Source organism: Stenotrophomonas sp. Br8 (assembly GCF_014763005.1).
Taxonomy (GTDB): Bacteria; Pseudomonadota; Gammaproteobacteria; order Xanthomonadales; family Xanthomonadaceae; genus Stenotrophomonas; species Stenotrophomonas lactitubi.
In genome coordinates this window covers 66669-87342 of the sequence record NZ_JACGTN010000020.1, presented here as the reverse complement: position 1 = coordinate 87342, position 20674 = coordinate 66669, and the positions used below count along the sequence as shown (strand labels likewise).

Below are 20674 nucleotides of genomic sequence, written 5' to 3'. Positions count from 1 at the left end.
CTCCTTGCCAGGTCAGGGCGCAGCGGCGGCGGTGCCGTCGACCGTCGCATGCGCAATGGTCAGTTCCTGCTGCAGCTGGCTGCGCTGGTGCAGGAAGTCGAATACCGATTCCACCGTCACCACCGAGTAGTTGCCGGAAATGCGTTCGCTGGCCGGATGGTCGGTGGTGGTGGCGTTGGCCACGAACAAGCGCGCACCCACGCGCTTGCCCAGGCCGATATGCAACACGCTGGGCTGGAACTTCTGCGCGCGCAGCCATTGCTGCGCCTGTTCGCGCTTGACGATGACCGGGCCACCTTCAGCCTGCGCCATTGCCGCGGCCAGCACTTCCAGGATCCACTGGTTGGAATTCTGGAAGTCGGTGGCGAACGGATAGGCCACGACGTTGTACTTCGATTCGTGCAGCGCCTTGGGCTGGATCGCCGGTGCTGCCAGCATCCGCTTCAGTGCCAGCTGCAACGCCGGCGGCGGCACGCCGATGCGCAGATCGGTATGGGTGCCGCTCTCGCCGACGAAATTGCCCAGGCCCTCGCGGTACAGCTGCGAGCTGTCGGTCTTGCAGCGGTTGAGCAGGTGCATCGCACGCCAGCGGCCGTCGTCTTCGCGCAGCAGGAAGGCCAGGTGGCTGTGGCGCAGGCCGTAGCGGCTCAGGTCCTGGCCACCACGCGCGGCGATCACCACGTCAACGTCGGGCAGCGCATCCAGGCGCTCGGCCGTGGTCCACGCCACATCGAACATCGCCGCCTGTGCGGCCACGCTGGGGTAGCGCTCCAGGCAGGTGCCGCTGTCGGCCCATGCCGGCGCGGTGGCCAGCAGGCCCATCAACAGCAGCAGGCCGCAGCGCAGGCGATGCAGACGTTCCATGTATACCGCTCCAGACGCGGGCAGGCCCGCGCGCCGATCATACCCGCATCGCTGGAATCAGCGCTCCACGCCCTTGCGACGCAATTCCTTGTCGCAGGTATCGCTGATCGGCGCGATCGGCAACGGCGGGCGCTCGTTGCGCGGATTGCGCAGGGCCGGCTGCTCGCGGTAGGCATCCAGCTGCTGCTGGCAGGCGTGCGACAGCGGGTCCAGTTCGGTGGGGGTGGTAGAGCAGGCCGCCAGCAGGGCCAGCGGCAGCAGAAGCAGGGTACGCATGGGGACATCCAGTCCGAGGGGGGAGGCTGGACTCTAACTGCGCTGACGGATCGAAATGTTCAAAAAGCGCTGGACGGCATCACCCCAACGCCAGCCGCGCTTTGACCTCGGCGGCAATCCGCGCGGTCTCGCGCAGCGGTTCGATGCGGTCGTACTGCCAATCCAACCAGCGCGGCTGCAAGCGCCCGCGTTCGCGCAACTGCTGCTGGAAGCGCGCCAACCGTCCCTGCGCCGTATCTGCCAGGGCCACCATCACCGGCATGCGCGTGGCGCTGGCCTCGGACAGCAGGTTCACCGAATCGGGCGACACCACCACCCGGTTGGCCCAGCCAAGCAGACCGGCGTACGGGTTCACACCATCGCCGCCATCACCCCAGATCACATGCGGCAGGTCGGCGAACTTCGCGCGCAGGATCTCGGCCAGCGCCGGCGGCGTGCGCCGCGAAGTGGTCGCCAGCAGGCTGCCACCCTCGCTGCGGATCTGTTCGGCCAGCGCCTGGAACACGTGCACCATCGCCGTCTCATCCCAGGGTGCCAGCGGCGTCGGGCCGCCCACCAGCAGCGCGGTGCGCGGGCCGGGCAGGGTGCTGAAGCTGGCGAACGCGGCGCGGCCCAAGGCCAGCCAATCATCGTCCACCGGGTTCAGGCTGCCGACCAGGGTCAGCACGTTGCTGCCGCGCAGGGCGTCATGCTCGGGCACCACCACCACGTCCCAGTGGCGGGAACCGATACGCGGGTCGAGGATCTGCACCACCTGGCTGCCGCGCGCACGCAGCACGCGCAGCGCTCCGGCGGCCTGGCGGCCACAGCCGATCGCCAGCGCAGGCGCCTCGGCAGCGAGGGACGCGAGCGCCTCGCCGTAGCCATTCACATCACCAGGCAAGCGCCGCGGCGACAGCCAGCGCCAAGGGGCGCGGGGTTGCAGTACCAGGGGACGGTGGCTGCCCAGGCGCAGCGCCGTCGCCAGCGCGACCGCCTGGCGGACATTACCGGCACGGCCATCGGTGACCGTCCATGGCGTGCTCGATCGTTTCACCATTGGCATTAATTCGTTTCAATCCTGCTGGGTGTTGCAACAGTCGCGACACTCTACACTGCGGATCGACGTTTCGCCCCGCGCCGCCCGCGGGCACTGACCTTAGCCGCCCTGGAGATCCACCGATGTCCCACGCGCTCGACGCTGCTGCACTGGACCAGTTGTTCCGCACCGCCCGTACCCAGAACGCGTTCCTCGACAAGCCTGTCGAAGACGCGCAGCTGCACGCCCTGTACGACCTGCTGAAGTGGGCGCCCACCGCCGCCAACGGCAGCCCGGCCCGCTTCGTGTTCGTGAAGTCGGCCGAAGCCAAGGCCAAGCTGGCACCGGCGCTGTCCGAAGGCAACCACAACAAGACCGTGGCCGCCCCGGTCACCGTCATCGTCGCCTTCGACCAGGACTTCCACGAGAAGCTGCCGTACCTGTTCCCGCACACCGATGCCAAGGCCTGGTTCGACGGCCCGCGCGAAGGCCGCCACGAAGGCGCGTTCCGCAACGGCAGCCTGCAGGGCGGTTACCTGATCCTGGCCGCGCGCGCGCTGGGCCTGGATGCCGGCCCGATGTCCGGCTTCGACAACGCCAAGGTCGATGAAGCCTTCTTCGCCGGCACCAGCATCAAGTCGAATTTCCTGGTCAACCTGGGGTACGGTGACGATTCGGGCCTGTTCCCCCGTCTGCCGCGTCTGTCGTTCGACGAAGCGGCGCGCATCGCGTAAGTCGCTGTATCGGTTTCGGGCCCGCCCGCCGTGGCGGGCCATTGCTGCACTGTGTTCCCACCCTACGATCCGGAGAGTTCCTGAGATGAGCGCCACCCGTAAACTGCTGCTGCCGCTGGCCCTGACCTTGGCCATCGCCGCCTGCTCCAAGCCGGCCGACACCGCCGCCCCGGCCGCTGATGCTGCTGCCCCGGCCGCCACCGAACAGGCTGCCACCACCCCGGCCGCCGATGCCGCTGCTGCTGCCCCGGCAGCTGCCGCCATCACCATCGCCTCGGGCACCTACAAGCTCGACCCGACCCACACCGACGTGCTGGCGCAGTGGAGCCACTTCGGCTTCTCCAACCCGAGCGCGCACTTCGGCAACGCCGAAGGCACCCTGGTGTACGACGCCACCGACGTCACCAAGTCCACCGTGGAAGTGAAGCTGCCGCTGAGCGGCCTGAACAGCTTCACCGCCAAGTTCGACGAGCACCTGAAGAGCGCCGACTTCTTCGACGCTGGCAAGTTCCCGGCCGCCAGCTTCAAGAGCACCAAGGTCGAATCGGCCGGCACCAACAAGCTGACCGTCACCGGCGACCTGACCATCAAGGACATCACCAAGCCGGTGACCCTGGATGTGACCGTCAACGGCGGCGGCGAGCACCCGATGGCCAAGGTTCCGGCCGCCGGCTTCGATGCCACCACCACGATCAAGCGCAGCGATTTCGGCGTCGGCGCCTACGCCCCGAACGTCAGCGATGAAGTGAAGATCCGCATCACCACCGAAGCCACCGGCGAGAAGCCGGCTGCTTGATGCAACATCCCGCTCACTCGTCGTGAGAAGGCAGAAGGCCCGCTGAAAAGCGGGCCTTCTTTTTTGGGCGCTGGTAGAGCCGGCCGCTGGCCGGCTGCGGACCTGGATTCGGTGGGTGCGGACCGTTGGTCCGCACAATCTCTCCGAAGCAGGATTTCTCAGCGCAGCGTACCCAGCCACGCGGTCGACGCTTCGCTCGGGCTCTGCTTGGCCTTCACCGTCAACCCGCTCGCGCGCACGAACGTCTGCGCGGCCTGTGCCACCACCTGGCGGGCGATCAGCGCCGCCTGCCTGGTAGACGCCTGCTGCTTGCGCAGCTGCACGATATGCACCGACGGGCGACCGACCGGCGCGTACTTCTGGTCGCGGCGCAGGATGTCGGCTACCTGTGCCACTTCGTGTTCGGCCTGCAGGTAGCGGTGCTGTGCCTCGACCAGCTCACGCAGCGGTACGCGCGCCGCAGCCGGGTCGGCGAAGGCGGACAGCGCTGCGTCGCAGGCGCTGTCGTCGGCCAGGCGGGTACGCAGCGTGTCCACGCCGCTCAGGGTCAGTTTGCCCACGTGGGGCCTCGTTGGTGCAGGAAAGGAGCGCGATTGTCGCATGGGGTCGCGGTTACCATGGCGGCCGCACTGAACCACGGAAGGCAACACCATGCAGGAAGCGCAGTACTGGCTTGGCGAATTCTGGACCGGCCTGAGCGTGCTCGATCTGATCGGCGGCAGCGTGCTGGGCACCCTGTTGGGGCTGGCGCTGGGCATCTTCGCCTGGCGCTGGCTGCATCGACGCGATTGGCTGCGGCGGCAGCGGCGTTGGCACCACGGGCTGCTGGCCTCGTATGTGGTGCTGCTGCCGTTGCTGGTCGCGTTCTTCGGCCTGCAGCTGGGCTTTACTGCCGGCGCACACCGCGCGCTGTTCAAGCAGCTCGACCACTTCCAGCCGCACCTGCAGACAATGGTGGAAGGCTGGAGCAGTGGCTTCACCGCCTCGCTGGAAGACGAGCGCATGCGTGCCGCGCTGCAGAGCCAGGGCACGGTGGGCGATGTGGCAGATTCGCTGGCTGCGATCTACCTGAGCGAGCATCCATTGCCCGGTGTGGATCGCCTGGGTGACGGGCCGATGGCACGTGGCGTGGGCTGGGTGATCGGCAAGGTACGCGCCGGGCTGCTGCGCGCGATGGTGGAAGACACGCTGATCGACAAGGCCGGCACAGTTGGCCTGGAGCCGAAGATGGTGCGCGAGGCGCTGACCATGCGTATCGACGAGCTGCTGCATACGCGCGGCGTGCTGCGGCTGGTGAAGGCGCAGATCAACGGCATGATGCCGGGCGTGTACCTGGGGTTGCTGCTGCCGCTGGCGATCATCGCGCTGCTGCTGGCGCTGGAGATCTGGGCCGCGCATCGGTTCGGGTGGGTGCGGCAGGTGGCGCCCAGCGCTCCTGTAGAGCCGAGCCCATGCTCGGCTCATCGCGCGTAGCGCGAGGGCGGATAGAACAGCAGCCGAGCATGGGCTCGGCTCTACATAGTCAAAGACGTGCGGACCAACGGTCCGCACCTACCGTTCTGCGGTCAATCGCCGTCCTGTTCGTCCGGGTGCGCCTTCCAGTAACCGGTCGAGCGGATCCAGTCGCGCGGCACGCCCAGGTGCCCTTCAATGAACTTGCGCATCATCCGCGCGCGGCGCGATTCGGTGGCGATCCAGTAGAACGCATCGCCGTCCGGGGCCTCGAAATCGGTCAGCATGTCTTCCAGCAGCGTGCTGCTGGCCGCCGGGAAGCCATTGCGCTCCAGCCAGTGGATGCGCACGTTCTCGTACTGCGGCAGGTCCTGGCGCTCGTCCTCGTCGGCCACTTCGATATACGCCTGCACCTGCGCACCTTCGGGCAGCACGTCCAGCCAGCGGGCGATGGCCGGCAGCGCGGTCTCATCGCCAATCAGCACATAAGCGTCGTAGCTGTCGGCCACCACGAACGAACCGCGCGGGCCGCCGATCACCAGCGTGTCGCCGGCCTGTGCGCGCTCGGCCCACGGCCCGGCAATGCCCTGGTCGTGCAGCACGAAGTCGATGGCCAGCTCGCCGGTTTCGTGGTCCCACCAGCGCGGGGTGTAGTCCCGTGCCGGCGAAGGATGCTTGCCGTCCGGGTAGCTGCGGCCCTCGGCGGTCAGCACCGGCAGCACCATCTCGCCGCTGGCGTTGGGGAAGAACAGCTTGATGTGGTCGTCGGCGCCGGGCGAATCGAAGCCGGCCAGGTCGTCGCCGCCCAGCACGATGCGGCGCATGTGCGGGGTGACAGTCTCGGTGCGCAGCACCGTCAGTTCACGGAAGCGCACATCCAGGCGCAGGCGCGAGTTGTGATGTTCGGTCATGGGGGTACCTGTCGGAAGGTCGCGCGGGGGCGCGCGGCATGGGGGAAGACCTGGCTGGATTCAGTCTGGCTGGGTCGTAGAAAAGGGAGAGGACACGTTGCCGCCCTGGCCATTGATCAGCGCCGACGCGCGCGACAGCAGCGCCGCCACCTGCTCGGCTTCGCCGTCGGCCCAGCGCCCGTGGTGGTGCACCAGTGCCAGCTTGAATTCGCGCAGCGCAGCGGCCAGCGGCGCCGGCAGCGAAGCCTTGGTGATCTCCCGGGCGCGGTCGAACGCGCGGCGCTGCGCCAATCGCACCTGGGTGCGCTGCACCTTCAGCTCGAACTCGCCAGCGGTGGTGATGCGGAACACACGGCGGCCGTCCACCTCTTCCGATGCCACCCAGCCGGCCTGCTCGAAGCTGGCCAGCAGCGGGTACATGGTGCCGGCACTGGGGGTGTAGGCCTGCATGAACATGGTGCTGATGTGCTGCATCAACTCGTAGCCATGGCGCGGCTGCTCGCCGATCAGCGCCAGCACCAGCAGGCGCAGGTCGCCACGGCTGAGCACGCGCGGCTGGCCGTTGCGGCGGGGTACCGCGGTATCGTCGGTGCGGCTTTTGGGGGAGGGGGAGCGACCCATTTCGATATATCGGTAACGTGTGCCCCAAACGATATATCGATAAGCTGGACCCGACAAGTACGGTTTCGGCCACAACGCTTGCCAGATCGGGCCATGCAGCCAGCTACTGCAAGGGCTGAAGGGGAGGGTTGCGTGCGGCGCAAGCCACCGTTGCGCGGCCTGACATCCGTATCGGGCCACGCAACGGCGCTGCGGGTTTCCGCCCCGGGCGGGGCGCAGCAGACGAGCGGCGAACCGCGGGAAGGGGCCTGCTCGCCGCCAACCGTGCGCAGCGGCCACTTCCGCGTCGAGAGGCGCGCGCGACACGTTGTCGCGGGTTCAGCGGCAGCCCGTCAGACAACGCCGACACGGCGCCGGGCTTGCCCCACAACGGTCATCCGCAGCAGTAACACTGCGTCCTGCGCATGGGCGAAGCAGGCCGCAGGCGACAGCTGGCGCAGCCCTTGCAGGCAGCCACAGCGGCCTGCAGCAGTGCTTTGTCCCGCCGGTGGACGTCCCGGGACATGCCATGCAGACAGGGGTGGCCTGCCTCCATACGCCGGCGTAGCCAAGTGACGAAAGCCCTTGGTGCGCTACACTTTGCGGTCTAGAAATCTATCAACAGTCGCGCGCGTGCGTGCGGTAATGGGAGCGCTAATGAACTGGTTGAACGAGGTGCTGAACAACGACCCGAATCCTGTGGAAACCCAGGAGTGGATCGAGTCGTTGAAGGCCGTTATTGATGTCGAGGGCCCGGAGCGCGCGCATCAGCTGCTGGAAGGCATGGTGGAACTGACCCGTCGTTCGGGTGCCTATCTGCCGTTCTCTCCCACTACCGAATACGTCAACACCATCGAGCCGCAGCTGGAGGCCAAGAGCCCGGGCAACGCCGAACTGGAATGGCGCATCCGTTCGATCATCCGCTGGAACGCGATGGCCACCGTGGTGCGCGCCAACCGCAAGCCGGGTGACCTGGGCGGCCACATCGCTTCGTTCGCTTCCGGCGCAACGCTGTACGACGTGGGCTTCAACCACTTCTGGCGCGCTCCCAGCGAGAACCACCCGGGCGACCTGCTGTTCATCCAGGGCCACAGCGCCCCGGGCATCTACGCGCGTTCCTTCCTGGAAGGCCGCATCAGCGAAGAGCAGCTGGACAAGTTCCGCATGGAAGTGGACGGCGGCGGCCTGTCGTCGTACCCGCACCCGTGGCTGATGCCGGAATACTGGCAGACCCCGACCGTGTCGATGGGCCTGGGCCCGCTGGCCGCCATCTACCAGGCGCAGTTCATGCGCTACCTGGAAAACCGTGGCCTGATCGAGAAGTCCGACCGCAAGGTGTGGTGCTTCATCGGCGACGGCGAGAGCGACGAGCCGGAAACCCTCGGTGCCATCGCGCTGGCCGGCCGTGAAGGCCTGGACAACCTGATCTTCGTGGTGAACTGCAACCTGCAGCGCCTGGACGGCCCGGTACGCGGTAACGGCAAGATCATCCAGGAGCTGGAAGGCGTGTTCCGTGGCGGCGGCTGGAATGTCATCAAGCTGCTGTGGGGCGGTTACTGGGATGCCCTGCTGGCCAAGGACACCAATGGCGTCCTGAAGAAGCTGATGATGGAAACCGTCGACGGCGAATACCAGAACTGCAAGGCCTTCGGCGGCGCGTATACCCGCGAGCATTTCTTCGGCAAGTACCCGGAAACCGCTGCGATGGTGGCCGGTCTGTCCGACGACGACATCTGGCGCCTGAACCGTGGTGGCCACGACCCGCACAAGGTGTACGCCGCCTACCACCAGGCCGTGAACACCAAGGGCATGCCGACCGTGATCCTGGCCAAGACGGTCAAGGGTTACGGCATGGGCAGCGCCGGTGAGGCACTGAACCCGACCCACCAGACCAAGAAGCTGGACGACGAAGCGGTGCGCCACTTCCGCGACCGCTTCAACATTCCGGTGACCGACGCGCAGCTGGCCGACGGCCAGGTGCCGTTCTACCACCCGGGCCCGGATTCGCCGGAAGTGCAGTACCTGCAGGAACGCCGTGCGTCGCTGGGTGGTTACCTGCCGCAGCGCCGCCGCAAGGCCGAAAAGAGCTTCAACGCACCGAAGCTGGAAAGCTACGAGCGCCTGCTGAAGAGCAGCGGCGAGCGCAGCTACTCCACCACCATGGCCTTCGTGCAGAGCCTGAACATCACCCTGCGTGACAAGGAACTGGGCCCGCACATCGTGCCGATCGTGGCCGACGAAGCCCGTACCTTCGGCATGGAAGGCCTGTTCCGCCAGATCGGCATCTACGCGCCGTTCGGCCAGAAGTACAAGCCGGTCGACGCCGACCAGCTGATGTTCTACCGCGAAGACCAGAGTGGCCAGGTGCTGCAGCAGGGCATCAGCGAGCCGGGTGCGATCAGCTCGTGGATGGCCGCCGGTACCAGCTACTCGGTCAGCAACGTGCCGATGCTGCCGTTCTACATCTACTACTCGATGTTCGGCTTCCAGCGCGTGGGCGACATCGCCTGGCAGGCCGCCGACATGCGTACCCGCGGCTTCCTGCTGGGTGGTACCGCCGGCCGCACCACGCTGAACGGTGAAGGCCTGCAGCACGAAGATGGCTTCAGCCATCTGGTGGCCGGTGGCATTCCGAACGTGCGCAGCTACGACCCGACCTTCGGCTTCGAAGTGACGGTGATCCTGCAGCACGGCACCAAGGCGATGATGGAAGATCAGATTGACGAGTACTACTACGTCACCCTGATGAATGAGAACTACACCCACCCGGAAATGCCGGAAGGTGCGGCCGAAGGCATCGTCAAGGGCATGTACCTGCTGACCGACGCCGGCAAGCCGAAGAAGGGCGAGCTGCGCGTGCAGCTGCTGGGCTCGGGCACCATCCTGCGCGAAGCCATTGCCGCGGCCGAACTGCTGGACAAGGACTTCGGCGTGACCGCCGACATCTGGAGCTGCCCGAGCTTCAACGAACTGCGTCGCGATGGTTTCGACGTGGAACGTGCCAACCGCCTGCATCCGGAAGGTGAGCAGCGCAAGGCCTACGTGACCGAGCTGCTGGAAGGCCGCCAGGGCCCGGCGATTGCCGCCACCGACTATGTGCGTGCGTATGCGGACCAGATCCGTGCGTTCGTGCCGATGTCGTACACGGTGCTGGGTACGGATGGTTTCGGCCGCTCGGATACGCGTGCGAACCTGCGTAGGTTCTTCGAAGTTGACCGGTACTACATCGCGCATGCCGCGATTGCGGCGCTGGCGAAGGACGGGAAGATGACCGCGAAGGATGTGGCCCGGGCGATCAAGCAGTACAAGATTGATCCGGAGAAGAGTAATCCGGTTGGGGTTTGATTTGGTCAATTAATTGACTAGAAGGGGCGAGCCAATAGGCTCGCCCTTTTTCTTTGTCCCGATTATGCGTGGGGCGGCTTCAGTAGCGTGACTCCATCAAAACAACCAGCTGACGTGTCGACTTTTTGACTTGGCTAAGTCGTACAAGAATGGTCGGAATAAGGAGGGGAGCTCTTCTAAGTGTCGCCATCAGCACTAGTTGCATCGAGGAGTTGTCCACCATCATCACCGGTTCCCCGTCAGCCCACACCTCAAAGTACCCCTCGCCCTCATCCCTCGGACTCACCACCAGCCCTTGGCTATCGCGTGCCTCGGCAAACGCCTTGCCCTCCTTCTGAATAAGCCTGAACTCAGCATCCGACAATCTGCGGTAGACCTTCACCTCCAGCGTCGCCTGGGGAAGGCAGTGGTCCGAGATCGCCGGGGCCATCAACATGAGCGCGGTGGTGACAACAAAGGGCGGCGCCCTAATGTGGCGCGCTACGGCAGCACCGCCGCATCACGCCAGGCTCTCCGCGTAGGTACTATCCCCGCACCTGCAACCGCTCAGCCACCTGCGCAGTCAACGCCACACACGCCATCTTCAACCCTTCCATCACCCGATCCCCCAGGTACTCCTCAGGCGCGCCGTTCTGCCGGGTCCGCTCCGCAGCCAGCATCAGCTCCGCCACCACGCGCAGCCCGGCCAGCGCGCAATCCGCATCCGCCAACTCAAGGCAGCGTCCAGGCAGTTGATGCCGCTCCGGCCAAGGCTGGCCGTCTGCAGCCGCACCGGTTCCGATGCGGCGCAGGGTGGCAACGAAGGTGTTGGGATCGACGGACGGTTCGCGCTCGACTTCGGTGTTGGCCGGGTCGTGCTGCGCGTGCAGGGAACGGAATTCCGATGCGTTCATGGCAATGCTCCGTACAGGACAGATAGCAGCGCCACCGATAAAGGCGGCGGACGATGCGTGGCTCGAAAACCGGTGAATACCCAAGCCGGCGGGTCCGAAGACCCCCACGCACCGCCCGCCATGGAACGCGAACGGATTGCCAGCCGGCGCCATCCGAAGATGACGCCGACTGGCAAGCGCAAAGCACTGGGTATTCAGACGGGTTTTCGAGTCCCGCGCCACCCTTTTCCGGTGGCATGCCAAGAGATACCCGCGCAGCTGCCAAATGCCAAGAAACTGCAGAACTGACGATTGCCAGTCCTGACGCTTTCGGGATTGTCGCACACGGTGTTAAGCCGGCAAGCGATTGCGCCGCAACGGTCTTGAAGGGCTTGGCGCTATTGACCCCAAGCGCAGGATGCCCACAGCCAAGCCCACGGCGTAGGACCAATTACGACAGATTGGACCAGCGGTTCAGCCGCGCGGCGCCTCGGCCGTGGGTACGAAGGTCATACGGACCCGAACCCGCGCATGCCACGCGACACCCTCAACCACAACCGGATCGAAGCGCCACTGGTCCACTGCGGTAAAGGCCGCACGATCAATCTCCCGCAGTCCGCTGGAGCGCGCCACCATCACGTTGGAAACGTGGCCCAACTCATCCAGTTGAGCAACCAACAGCACCTCCATGGGAACCTGCAGCAAGGTATCGGGCGGCGCGGCCGGGGCCGTTGAGTACACAACGGCAGGCGCCTGCTGCAGCTCGAAGGTGGGGTTGTCACCGCGCTCTACGAACACCTCGGTGGAAACCTGCGGGTCTGCCGCCATGGCCATGGCAGGTGTGGCGCCCAGCAGCATCAGAACGAGGTTCAGTGCCAGGGCGGTGTTCAAACGGGGCATACGTGGTTTCCATTCCGGTGCGCTGCCAGCATAGCGGCCATGCCCTGGCATCGCTTGCCTTGAATGCCGGCGTGCGGGACTGCTGCGTGGTTCACACAGGCACGCCCGGCCGTGGCCACAGCGCATCGTCGCGCTTCAGGTCGTAGTCGCTGCCGAAGGCGAGTGCTGCTTCGCGTGGTGGGAGGTCTGCGTAGCAGTGCAGCAGGTACTCATCCATGCCGGCATCGCTATGGTCGATGGCGAACAGGTGGAGGAGCTCTTTGTCGAAGGCTTCCAGCCACGTGCGGTCGATCCTGGTCATGGTCATCCTCCAGTGGGGGGGAGTGTGGCTGCGATGGGTCTCACACGGCGGGACGCGCCGTCGGCGCTCCGCAGAATTTCATTGTGGTCCGATTGCGCACCAATGCATGCCAGAGTACAAGAGGTCGAAAGTTGCCCATCGCAACATCCATAGGAAAGGAGATCCATGGCTGCCATCGAAAACAATGACGCGCTGTTCGATTCTCAGTTGATCATCGGTCCAAGCATTCTTGCGGGCAGCACGCTGTTGCGTCATCTGCAGGCTGCGGGCGAGTTCGATATCAACTCTCCACCCAACTGGCTGTACCTGCCCATCGAGCAGGAATTCGCAGACAAGCTGGGATGCTCGCGCTATGTCTCGGAGCCGGTTGACGCCTACACACAGGGCATGCTGAAGCAGCTTTCTGCAATCGAGACCTCGCCGGACGGGCAGGGTGCGCTTGGAGGTGACCTGGGTTCCACCGTTCGGGCAGTGGAGGCCATCAGGACGCTGCAGGACACGGTGAGGGTGGCGTTGGTCAATGGGGATCTGATGCTGGCCTAGCGGAGCCGAGGCTGGCTGGCGTCAGGTCTTGGAACTGCGGTGCGTCGGGAATGTGCGACAGCCAGGTCAAGCTGGGGCAAAGGTACGGCGGGCGTGGTGCCAGTTTTCACGTAAATGAAAGTCACTCCCTTCCCTCTAATTCAGGTTAGTTCTAGGCTAGCAATCAGGACTTTGGAAGGAATTCAGATCATGGAGTCAATTGAGCCAATGGAGCCAAACCAGCCCAGGCGTGGAGAGTTCTTTCTCTTGATGCCAGATACCACGCGAGGGGGAAAGGGACACGGGGTAGTGTTCGACAATGTGAAAAAGCTCCGCACGCCGCCACGCCTGATCCTGCGTCCTGAAGGTGGAGGATTTCCACCTTTGGCAGAGAAGCCGCTGCTGGTTCATTCGCCTAAGAAGGGAGGGCTACCCGAAGATCTTGAAGGAGGGATGAGCGGTTACTGGCTCGTCTCGGAGCGCTTGCGCAACGCGTTCGTCTCTGTCGATCCGAACGGATTCGAGTTTGCGGAGAGCGAATACCGCCTCGCCAATGGATCTGAAGGGCCGCGCTACTTCCTCTGCGATGTGACTCGAGTGATCGATGCGGTCGATGAAGCTGCGTCAAAGCTCCGCGTCGTTCGCGACTACGGCTATCCCGGAGGCAAGTTTTACGACCTCAGGGGTGGGAGTTCCCTGGCGTTCCGAAAGGATGCCGTCAACCACGCGCACATATTCCGAACGCCGTACTCGGGGAACCTGGTTTTCTGTGACAGCGCTTTGCGTAATGCGGTTCTGGCCGCCGGCATCGGCGGGAGGGGCGAGTCGCGAGGATTATCGTTTACGGACGCAGCTGATATCTGAGTCCGCTGATTGAACTCAAGGAAGAGGTCGCTCTATGCCGCGCAACAGTCCGATTCTCCAGAAGCACCATGTGCTTGAGCAACAAACCTTCAATAACAACGATTTTCTGCAGGCATTGGTGGACGCAGAGCTCGTTGAGAAGGACGTGTTCGAGAACCTGCTCTACATGCCGGCAGACAAGAGGCTCGCTGCTGCCATGGGTGTTTCCCCTCATGGCGGGGGGCCGATCAAGGACTATCAAAACGGAATCACCTTTTCTCTGGAGCTGATCGAGGCATCACCAGACGGCCAAGCTGCGCTTCGCGGTGACGTGGCTGCGATGCAGCGCGTGGCAGCTCAGGTCAACGGCCTTCGCGACACAATGACGATTGGCCTAGTCAATGGTGATCTTTACACGAACGCCCCTCTTGGCATGGATTCGGATGCCATCAGGCCACGAACGCAGGCATTCTTCGGGAGTGTCGATCACTACGCGCAGGTCCACTCCGTGCAGTACGGTGCGTTGACTGGCATGAGTCCAGACGAGCGAATGCATCTTCTAGTGACCAGAACTGAATCACGCATTGTGGCCTTGCTGGAAGTCCACGATCAGTTCGGCACCAAGCTGACTAAAGGAGGTGATCTTGAGCTTCAGAAGAACAGCTTGTCTGCGGCGATCTCCGATGCGCAACAATCTGGTCGGATTGCCATGTCGGAGCCCGGCATCCTGAAAGTGGAGCGTGTGCTAGGTGAAGAGGCTGCCTATCGCATTCGTGCGCCTCGCTTGCAGCAAGGCGGTATCACCATGGACCTCCTCCTCGGGGAAGCCTCCTCCAGCCAACTGATCCGCTCCGGCGGCCTGCTCGCCTCTGGCGCCGACGCCGTCATCACCGCCCGCCGCACCTCGCAGCTGCTGGAAGAAGGCAACGGCACCGCCGCCCAGTCCGAGCTCACCCACGCCCTGGCGCGCAACGGCGGTGGCTGGATCGGCGGCATGGCCACCGCATCGGTGATCGGCACCTCCAGTTTCGTCCCTGCGGCCATCGTCGCGGGCGATGCGCTGCTGATGAGCAAGGCGTTTGACAAGGGCGCCGATCTGCTCGACAACCGCGCCATCTATCGGCAGACCGACAGGGCCGACGTTCCGTGGCAGTTCAATGGCCTCAACTGGCAGCGCCAGGCGTTCATGGACAGCACGGGCGATGGCGTGGGTAATCCCGCTGAGCGCAGCGTGGGCGCCAGCTACGAGAAGGCCCGCGAACTGGGCGCGTATGCCAATGTAAAAGCGGTGGAGCTGGCGCTGGGTAAGGCACCGCCGCCGCAGGACCCCTTCAGCATTCCGGCACGGGAGGGCGAGGGCCGTCTGGACAATCCCAACTGGCATCGTGATGCGCAGACCGAGCAGTGGACGCGACAGGTCAAGGTGGGCGTATCCGGCGTAAACGACCGGGGTGTCTACGAGACGCAGACCGCCAGCCCCGAGCGCGCCAACGAGTTGAATCGCGAGGCGGTGCAACGTATCGAGAACAACATCGCCAACGGCAAGGCCGCCATCGCCGCCAGCTACCTGGAGACGCGCGCCGCCACCCGCGCCAGCGACTTCGTACCGCTGGTGCCCGAAGTGGTGGAACAGGCCCGCGCCAGGAGCGACGCCGTTCTTGGCTCGGACAACCAGCGCTACCAACGCGATGAGGCGGGGCAATGGACACGCGCCGGGCAAACAGCGCAAGGCAATATGGCGCTGGAGCTGGAACTGACCCGCACGATCCAGCAACCATCGCTCGAGCGGTTCAACGAGACCATCGCTGCGTTGGAGGCGCGGCCGCTGCCTTCTGCTGCGGAGATGAACCAGAACGAGCTGCGGCACAGCTACTACTCTGCGGGCATCGCGCTTACCCCCGTGTGGGAGCAGGCGATCGAACTGGCCACCACGCGCACTCGCGAGCAGCACGGCATCACTGGCCCGACGATGCAGGAGCTTGGGCCGTCCGTTGCAGGTAACGCAGGCGAATCAAGGCCGATCACCCATTACCAGGTGGGGCAGGATGGGGTGGCGCGGGCGGTGGCGACCACCACGACAGTAGAACTGCAGGCGGCGTGGAGCGAGGTTCGTGCACGCGCTGCCGAACAGGCGCCCGTGCCGGAATCGCCTGAGTTGCGTATCGCGGCGCTATCCCCCCGCGAGCGGGAGGCTTACCAGCAGGCCCTGCAGGAGGCCAATCGTCAAGGCGCGGCGACGGTGGATGCCGGGCAGGTAGCACGCACGGCCGCACAGCATGTTCAGAGCGACGCACCTGCGCCCTCCGATGCCCGCGATGCTGTGGCCGATGCGCAACGCGAGGAGGCCCTGCATCGCCCGCCCATAGCGACGGAGCCGGTGGCTGCAACGCCATCGACGGTGGTAGTGCCGGCATCAATCCCTGAACCTGAAACACCTGAGCGCACGCAGCACGCCGAGCAGCGTGAACAGCCGCCGCGACGCGAGCCAGAGGTACAGACGCCGCCGCCCGAGCCGGAGCCCCGCGTGGCGGACGTTCCACTGCCGGCGCAGACCGCCACTTCCGCGGTGACGCCAGCGGTGGCCGCTGAGCCCGTCAAGCAGGAAATGCCAGGGCAGGGGGCTTCGCACGAGGCAGTAGTGGACGCCACCCCGACCCGTGCGGCAGAGCCGCTCACCGCTACGCACGTTTCCGAACAGGCTGTCGAAATCCCAGACGTTTCGTCGCTCAACAGCGCAGTACAGCCATTGGAGCCGAGGCCCGAGCCAGTGCCGGAACAGGCGCCACTGGTCGCGGAGCACTCATCGCCCGCCCAGCCGGTCGAACTGAGGACGCCGGAGCCTGAAGCGCAAATACAGTCGCCTGCCGCTGCGCACGCCACCCCTCAGGCGGAGTCCGAGCGGCCGGACCTGGTGCTGCAGGAGAGCAAACTCGAATCATCCATCGAGCCGGTGGCAGAACCCGCGCGGTACCAGGCCGACGTCTCGGTGCCGGATGTCGATGACGCGCTGCCCCCGCGTGACCCGCGGAGCGACCCGACCCTGCCGGGCCATCCGGATCACGCGCTTTACCAGCAGATACGCGAGGGCGTGGAAGCGCTGGATGCCCGCCACGGGCGTAGCTTCGACGAAGTGAGCGAACGGGTGACCGCCAGCCTGTTGGTGCTGGCCAAGGACAACGACCTGGAGCGTGTGGATCATGTGCTGGTGAGCAACGCCACCAGGGAGCATCCGGCTGGGCACACGCTGTTCGTGGTGCAGGGAGAGCCAAGTGATCCGGCGCATCATCGCGCTGCCATGCCTACCGAACTGGCGGCGCAGACATCGGTGGAAGACTCGATGCAGCAGTTCGATGCGGTCAGTCGCGAGGCGCAGCAGCGTGCTATTGCCAACCAGATGGAGCAGCAGTTGGAGGATCAGCGCGTACAACATGAGATCCAGATTCGTGCGGCCAGCGGAGGGGGATGATCACTGATCATCTTCCTGCGGGCAGGAAAGGTTGAGCCTGGGGCATCTCATGTGCTGGGAATCAACGTCCGTGCATCCTGAGTATCACACTCACACTCACCCTCACCCGCACCGCCACGGCTGAACATTCGCGCTCGGTGGGCGCCAAGCGCCACTGTCCGAGTGCATCCAGCGCCACGCAATCCAGTTCCCACACACGCGTTGACGTCGCAACCATCGCGTGCCTGCTATCTCCAGAGCTTGCCCGCGCAATGTTCTTCGGAAGGTCATCCGCATCCCCCCCCGGGTTGTGTGAAGCCAGTTCAGGTCCTGCCGGTCAGTGCGGTGTATAAACTGCCGACAAGTGAGTGCCCGAATGTGAGGAATGGATGCGACACCTACTGAGGCCATGGATGGTGCTGCTGCCACTGCTGATGGGTGGCTGTGGCACCCAAGCCCCCCAGATGTACGGCGATGGTTTCCCCGTCGCCAAGCCGATGGATCTGGTCCACGCGGGTGCGACGGTAGAGGCGCGTTTTGAGCTGCCGCCGCCCTGGGAGAAAGACCCCAAACCTCGCACCTTCCTCATCGGCTTCCGTACCGGCGGGCCGCCCAAGCGCCCGGACATGAAACCGGGGGATGTCGACTTCCTTGAACACGCCCGGATTCCCCTGAAGGTGCAGTTGTGGAAGTTGGATGGCGGCACCGAGACGCCCATCACGCTGCAGGAGTTGAATCGTGATCTGCCCGCCGTCGGGCAGGGCAGCCGATATCAGCCGGCCAAGGGCGATGTGTTCGAATACAGGAATGCCGTCGGTGCGGATTCGAACAGTCTGGTCAATGTAGGAAAGTACGACATGTCACTGGCCTACCGGGAATACGAGGTGGCCCGTGCCGATTCAGGGGATCTGACGGCGGGGAAGTACCGGCTGAAGGTGACCAACCTTCAGGACAACCCGGAAGTTGCACATCTCAACATCGAGCTTCTCGTCGCCAACTACAACGTGAAATAGAGCCGGTGCCAGCCAAGGCCTCGCGCGTGGCGATCACCCCATACTCGCCGCCCGTCCCCTCACTTCCTGCTGCATGCGCTCTTCCTGTGACTGCTGCTCAAGCTCACGGCTCATGGCGCGCTGCTGGGCATCCTGGCTCACGCTCTCGTACTGCTGCAGAGATTGCTCGACTGGAGTCTGAGCGGCCTGCGCCGTCGGCATCGAGGCCCGTGCATGCGAGGGATCATTCAACTCACCCTGCACCAGAAATACCGTGTGTCCGGCAGGGTTCTGCATGGTCGCGTTGCTCAGCAGCACGTGGTCTACGCGCGACAGATCGTTGTCTTTGGCCAGCACCAACAGGCTGGCGCTCATCCGCTCGCTGATCGCGTCGAAGCTGCGCCCGTGTTTGGCATCCAGTGCCGCAACACCGTCACGTATCTGCTCGTAGAGTGGGTGGTCAGGGTGACCCGGCGACAGCGGGCCGCCTGCGGTCTGGGAACCCTCCACGGCCTTGCGGGCGTGGTCGTGCACCGCATGGGCGGGGTGTTCCTGCTCTTGCACCACGGCGGGGATAGTCGGTTGTTCGCGTTGCTGTCCCTCTGCCTGCGGCAGGGGAGGGGATGGCGACCGATGGACCGATTGCATCCTCGCCATGTCCTCCACGGTGGTGGTGGAGGTCAGCACCATGCGGTTCCCCGCTGCAGTGCCGAAGGAGGCGATGGCGCTGTCCGGGCTGGGCGAGTGCGTGCGTGGGTCGGGCATCAGCTCCAGCGTGATGTCGGCCTGTTTTCCAACGGCGGCAAGATTCTGTTCAACTGCGGCGGTGGTGGTGGCAAGCTGCTCCTCGGTGCGCGGAATGCCATGTTTCGCGTACAGCGATTCCACCTGCCCGCGCACACCCTCAGGCGCGATGTGCACGGTGGCCTTGATCTGCTCGGCCATCCTGCCTATGTCCGCAATGCCGGCGTTCTGGCTCTGCCAGGTGATCTCCAGCTCGTCGCTGAGGTTGCGGTTGGCCTGGCTGCTGTAGACCACGCCTTCGTGCAGCCATTGGCCATCCGCCTGGCGACTGTAGCTACGACCGTCACTTGCGCGCAGGGTATTGGCGCTATCCTGCGCATCGCGGATTGCCTGCGGAACGGATGGGTTCTGGGCGTCGCCGAAATCGCTCCAGCGGCCCTGCTCGTGGGCCACCATGTAGCGCGCGGCCACCGCCGCCTTGGTGTTGGCCGCGTTCTGCGCGATGACTGTGCGCGACTGCTCATCCAAGACGGGTTCGCGTTCCGGCGGAACAGGCTCGCGTCGCGTGATAGGCGTGCGCCCATCTACGACCTCCTTTATCTCCAGCTCCCATTGCCGCGATACGGTGTCGCGTACGAACTCCCTTCCGGTCTCGAAGGCGCTGGGTGGCGGCTCTTTCAAGCCGCTGGCACTCAGTCGATAGGGATCCCGTGGCGGCGGCAGGTTGGCCAGGCCCAGTTCGTAGGAGGCGCGGGCGGCCTGCCTGTTCAATTGGCGCTCCAGCGTGCCAGTGGCCACATAGTCGGCGCTGAAGGTGACATCGGCGCCCTGCGCCGTTTGTACTGGCCGTACTTCCACGCCAGTCCCCAGATCAGCGCTCTGAACTTGCTGTTGCTTGGCGCTGCGCAGCCAGCGGCCATCCGGGTCTGCCGGGTTGCGCGCCCAGGTGCGCTGCAATGGATCCTGCTGGATATAGACCCGCTCGATGTCCTTCTGTTCGGCCCACTTCTCACCCAGATGGGCGCCCAGCACACCGCCACCGATGCCAGCGACGACAGCGCCCGGGCCCGTCCACGAGCCGGATACGAGGCCAATGCCTGCACCTGCTGCGAAGCCGCCCAGCGCGCCACCCAGGTTGCGGCCGACGAAATGCGCCGAGGTGGAATCTGCACCTGCGGTGTTGCCTTGCGAGTTCAGCTCCACCCATTTATGGCCGGAGGTGGCGAAGTCGTGCGCCATCAAGGCGACGCCGGCAACGCCCAAGGCCTTCATGCCGGGGTTTACGCCGTGGGGTACAGCTTCGGCTGCTGTTGCCGCACCCGGAGGCCCGCGTGGCGCGCCCGGTTGCAGCGTTGAATGCGGAGTTGGCTCAGGCAGATCGGCGAACAGACGAGGCCCGGTAGACAGCGCCGAGCGAGCAGCGACCCAATCCGCGCGGGTGGTCGACATCTCGCTGAGATTGAGTGAACTGAAGTCGTGCAGCGGTTTTTCGAAAAGCGTCTTGCTGACGGCGTCATAGCCGTCGATGGGCTTGAGGTGCAGGCGCACCTGGGCCACATCGACCGCATGACCGGTGTTCGTGGTGGCGTGCTGTGCGAGGGTGCGCTCGAGGGTTTGGTACTCGGCGGCAGATTGGCTCACGAAGGTGAGTGGGTCGGCACCGAAGGCGCTTACGGGATAGCCATTGATGCGAACGTGGGGGTGTTCCAAGGCAGTGGTGAGTTCGAAGTTGCTGAACCCTCGTTCTGGGGGCGCGCCGTCCACGAAGGCGACAAGCGGCTTGCCCGTAGAGATGGCGTTCTCGAAGAACCGGGGACTGCCGGCGTTCCACATCATGTCCTGTAACGCACCAATGCCGGTGCCCATCGGCTTGAAGCCTCGTGCATCCATGAATGCCTGAAACTTGCCCGCAATCGCGTGGAAATCGGGATGGTCTGCGGGTTTATTGACCACCTCTTCAATGTACTTTCCCCACGGACTATCCCCGATGATGCCGGTGCGTCCTTGCAAACTCTTTCCGTAGTCCGTCGCGTTGAAATAGTTGCCCTTGTTCAACCTG

General features: G+C 64.8%; 19 protein-coding genes. 8 read left to right on the top strand and 11 right to left on the bottom strand.

All coding sequences use genetic code 11. The features are described from left to right. Nucleotides 1-12 precede the first annotated feature (12 nt). The 3 genes from H3005_RS17730 to H3005_RS17720 all read right to left on the bottom strand — a co-directional run bounded on the left by H3005_RS17730 (nucleotide 13) and on the right by H3005_RS17720 (nucleotide 2179). Entirely contained in the window at nucleotides 13-864 is an 852-nt protein-coding gene (locus H3005_RS17730) for a DUF2145 domain-containing protein (protein ID WP_100554567.1), read from the bottom strand. Nucleotides 865-921: 57 nt separating this feature from the next. After that, complete coding sequence (locus H3005_RS17725; protein ID WP_100460003.1) at nucleotides 922-1140, bottom strand: hypothetical protein; 219 nt, start codon at nucleotides 1138-1140, stop codon at nucleotides 922-924. 79 nt (nucleotides 1141-1219) lie between these two features. Beyond that, a complete protein-coding gene (locus tag H3005_RS17720) occupies nucleotides 1220-2179 on the bottom strand; it encodes a mitochondrial fission ELM1 family protein (protein ID WP_100554568.1) in 960 nt (319 codons plus the stop codon). A 122-nt stretch (nucleotides 2180-2301) separates the two neighbouring features. On the opposite strand from H3005_RS17720, the gene H3005_RS17715 reads away from it, so the two are divergent. Beyond that, complete coding sequence (locus tag H3005_RS17715; protein WP_191078692.1) at nucleotides 2302-2892, top strand: malonic semialdehyde reductase; 591 nt, start codon at nucleotides 2302-2304, stop codon at nucleotides 2890-2892. A gap of 85 nt (nucleotides 2893-2977) precedes the next feature. Further along, nucleotides 2978-3688 (top strand): YceI family protein, encoded by a 711-nt coding sequence (locus H3005_RS17710; protein WP_191078691.1) that lies wholly within the window; start codon nucleotides 2978-2980, stop codon nucleotides 3686-3688. 158 nt (nucleotides 3689-3846) lie between these two features. On the opposite strand, the gene H3005_RS17705 is transcribed toward H3005_RS17710, so the two are convergent. Then, entirely contained in the window at nucleotides 3847-4248 is a 402-nt protein-coding gene (locus H3005_RS17705; RefSeq protein ID WP_100554571.1) for a hypothetical protein, read from the bottom strand. 91 nt (nucleotides 4249-4339) lie between these two features. Between H3005_RS17705 and H3005_RS17700 the strand changes: the two genes are divergently transcribed. Then, nucleotides 4340-5161 carry a hypothetical protein gene (locus H3005_RS17700; RefSeq protein WP_191078690.1) on the top strand — a complete coding sequence of 274 codons (822 nt, stop codon included), beginning with the start codon at nucleotides 4340-4342 and terminating at the stop codon, nucleotides 5159-5161. A gap of 92 nt (nucleotides 5162-5253) precedes the next feature. Here H3005_RS17700 and H3005_RS17695 read toward each other — a convergent pair whose 3' ends face one another. Together H3005_RS17695 and H3005_RS17690 are read right to left on the bottom strand one after the other, a co-directional pair. After that, nucleotides 5254-6051 (bottom strand): siderophore-interacting protein, encoded by a 798-nt coding sequence (locus H3005_RS17695; protein ID WP_191078689.1) that lies wholly within the window; start codon nucleotides 6049-6051, stop codon nucleotides 5254-5256. A 60-nt stretch (nucleotides 6052-6111) separates the two neighbouring features. After that, nucleotides 6112-6672 (bottom strand): PadR family transcriptional regulator, encoded by a 561-nt coding sequence (locus H3005_RS17690; protein ID WP_191078688.1) that lies wholly within the window; start codon nucleotides 6670-6672, stop codon nucleotides 6112-6114. Nucleotides 6673-7308: 636 nt separating this feature from the next. Here H3005_RS17690 and aceE point away from each other — a divergent pair. Next, nucleotides 7309-9996, top strand: a complete 2688-nt coding sequence (gene aceE, locus H3005_RS17685) for a pyruvate dehydrogenase (acetyl-transferring), homodimeric type (protein ID WP_191078687.1) — start codon at nucleotides 7309-7311, stop codon at nucleotides 9994-9996. A gap of 79 nt (nucleotides 9997-10075) precedes the next feature. Here aceE and H3005_RS17680 read toward each other — a convergent pair whose 3' ends face one another. From H3005_RS17680 to H3005_RS17665, 4 genes are all read right to left on the bottom strand, one after another. Beyond that, the gene (locus H3005_RS17680; RefSeq protein ID WP_191078686.1) at nucleotides 10076-10432 is read right to left on the bottom strand and encodes a hypothetical protein; all 357 of its coding nucleotides are present in this window, start codon (nucleotides 10430-10432) and stop codon (nucleotides 10076-10078) included. Nucleotides 10433-10520: 88 nt separating this feature from the next. Further along, nucleotides 10521-10889 carry a hypothetical protein gene (locus H3005_RS17675; protein ID WP_191078685.1) on the bottom strand — a complete coding sequence of 123 codons (369 nt, stop codon included), beginning with the start codon at nucleotides 10887-10889 and terminating at the stop codon, nucleotides 10521-10523. 453 nt (nucleotides 10890-11342) lie between these two features. Beyond that, nucleotides 11343-11768, bottom strand: a complete 426-nt coding sequence (locus H3005_RS17670) for an energy transducer TonB (protein ID WP_191078684.1) — start codon at nucleotides 11766-11768, stop codon at nucleotides 11343-11345. Nucleotides 11769-11859: 91 nt separating this feature from the next. Next, nucleotides 11860-12069 (bottom strand): hypothetical protein, encoded by a 210-nt coding sequence (locus tag H3005_RS17665; protein ID WP_191078683.1) that lies wholly within the window; start codon nucleotides 12067-12069, stop codon nucleotides 11860-11862. Nucleotides 12070-12234: 165 nt separating this feature from the next. Between H3005_RS17665 and H3005_RS17660 the strand changes: the two genes are divergently transcribed. The 4 genes from H3005_RS17660 to H3005_RS17645 all read left to right on the top strand — a co-directional run bounded on the left by H3005_RS17660 (nucleotide 12235) and on the right by H3005_RS17645 (nucleotide 17892). Then, the gene (locus H3005_RS17660; protein WP_100554582.1) at nucleotides 12235-12612 is read left to right on the top strand and encodes a hypothetical protein; all 378 of its coding nucleotides are present in this window, start codon (nucleotides 12235-12237) and stop codon (nucleotides 12610-12612) included. A gap of 189 nt (nucleotides 12613-12801) precedes the next feature. Continuing rightward, nucleotides 12802-13455, top strand: coding sequence for a DUF1629 domain-containing protein (locus H3005_RS17655; protein ID WP_223880316.1), 654 nt, complete (start codon nucleotides 12802-12804; stop codon nucleotides 13453-13455). Between the two features lie 34 nt (nucleotides 13456-13489). Further along, nucleotides 13490-16900: an XVIPCD domain-containing protein gene (locus H3005_RS17650; RefSeq protein WP_191078682.1), complete on the top strand. Its 3411-nt coding sequence runs from the start codon at nucleotides 13490-13492 to the stop codon at nucleotides 16898-16900. A 392-nt stretch (nucleotides 16901-17292) separates the two neighbouring features. Next, a complete protein-coding gene (locus H3005_RS17645; RefSeq protein ID WP_191078681.1) occupies nucleotides 17293-17892 on the top strand; it encodes a hypothetical protein in 600 nt (199 codons plus the stop codon). 33 nt (nucleotides 17893-17925) lie between these two features. Here H3005_RS17645 and H3005_RS17640 read toward each other — a convergent pair whose 3' ends face one another. Continuing rightward, nucleotides 17926-20670, bottom strand: a complete 2745-nt coding sequence (locus H3005_RS17640) for an XVIPCD domain-containing protein (protein WP_191078680.1) — start codon at nucleotides 20668-20670, stop codon at nucleotides 17926-17928. Nucleotides 20671-20674: the final 4 nt, after the last annotated feature.

What these genes read in the sequence shown, in the direction of transcription:
- H3005_RS17695 (WP_191078689.1), bottom strand. Translation starts at nt 6,051, where the DNA reads ATGACCGAACATCACAACTCGCGCCTGCGCCTGGATGTGCGCTTCCGT.
- aceE (WP_191078687.1), top strand. Translation starts at nt 7,309, where the DNA reads ATGAACTGGTTGAACGAGGTGCTGAACAACGACCCGAATCCTGTGGAA.
- H3005_RS17665 (WP_191078683.1), bottom strand. Translation starts at nt 12,069, where the DNA reads ATGACCAGGATCGACCGCACGTGGCTGGAAGCCTTCGACAAAGAGCTC.
- H3005_RS17700 (WP_191078690.1), top strand. Translation starts at nt 4,340, where the DNA reads ATGCAGGAAGCGCAGTACTGGCTTGGCGAATTCTGGACCGGCCTGAGC.
- H3005_RS17715 (WP_191078692.1), top strand. Translation starts at nt 2,302, where the DNA reads ATGTCCCACGCGCTCGACGCTGCTGCACTGGACCAGTTGTTCCGCACC.
- H3005_RS17730 (WP_100554567.1), bottom strand. Translation starts at nt 864, where the DNA reads ATGGAACGTCTGCATCGCCTGCGCTGCGGCCTGCTGCTGTTGATGGGC.
- H3005_RS17660 (WP_100554582.1), top strand. Translation starts at nt 12,235, where the DNA reads ATGGCTGCCATCGAAAACAATGACGCGCTGTTCGATTCTCAGTTGATC.
- H3005_RS17710 (WP_191078691.1), top strand. Translation starts at nt 2,978, where the DNA reads ATGAGCGCCACCCGTAAACTGCTGCTGCCGCTGGCCCTGACCTTGGCC.
- H3005_RS17690 (WP_191078688.1), bottom strand. Translation starts at nt 6,672, where the DNA reads ATGGGTCGCTCCCCCTCCCCCAAAAGCCGCACCGACGATACCGCGGTA.
- H3005_RS17670 (WP_191078684.1), bottom strand. Translation starts at nt 11,768, where the DNA reads ATGCCCCGTTTGAACACCGCCCTGGCACTGAACCTCGTTCTGATGCTG.
- H3005_RS17675 (WP_191078685.1), bottom strand. Translation starts at nt 10,889, where the DNA reads ATGAACGCATCGGAATTCCGTTCCCTGCACGCGCAGCACGACCCGGCC.
- H3005_RS17725 (WP_100460003.1), bottom strand. Translation starts at nt 1,140, where the DNA reads ATGCGTACCCTGCTTCTGCTGCCGCTGGCCCTGCTGGCGGCCTGCTCT.
- H3005_RS17720 (WP_100554568.1), bottom strand. Translation starts at nt 2,179, where the DNA reads ATGGTGAAACGATCGAGCACGCCATGGACGGTCACCGATGGCCGTGCC.
- H3005_RS17645 (WP_191078681.1), top strand. Translation starts at nt 17,293, where the DNA reads ATGGTGCTGCTGCCACTGCTGATGGGTGGCTGTGGCACCCAAGCCCCC.
- H3005_RS17655 (WP_223880316.1), top strand. Translation starts at nt 12,802, where the DNA reads ATGGAGTCAATTGAGCCAATGGAGCCAAACCAGCCCAGGCGTGGAGAG.
- H3005_RS17680 (WP_191078686.1), bottom strand. Translation starts at nt 10,432, where the DNA reads ATGTTGATGGCCCCGGCGATCTCGGACCACTGCCTTCCCCAGGCGACG.
- H3005_RS17650 (WP_191078682.1), top strand. Translation starts at nt 13,490, where the DNA reads ATGCCGCGCAACAGTCCGATTCTCCAGAAGCACCATGTGCTTGAGCAA.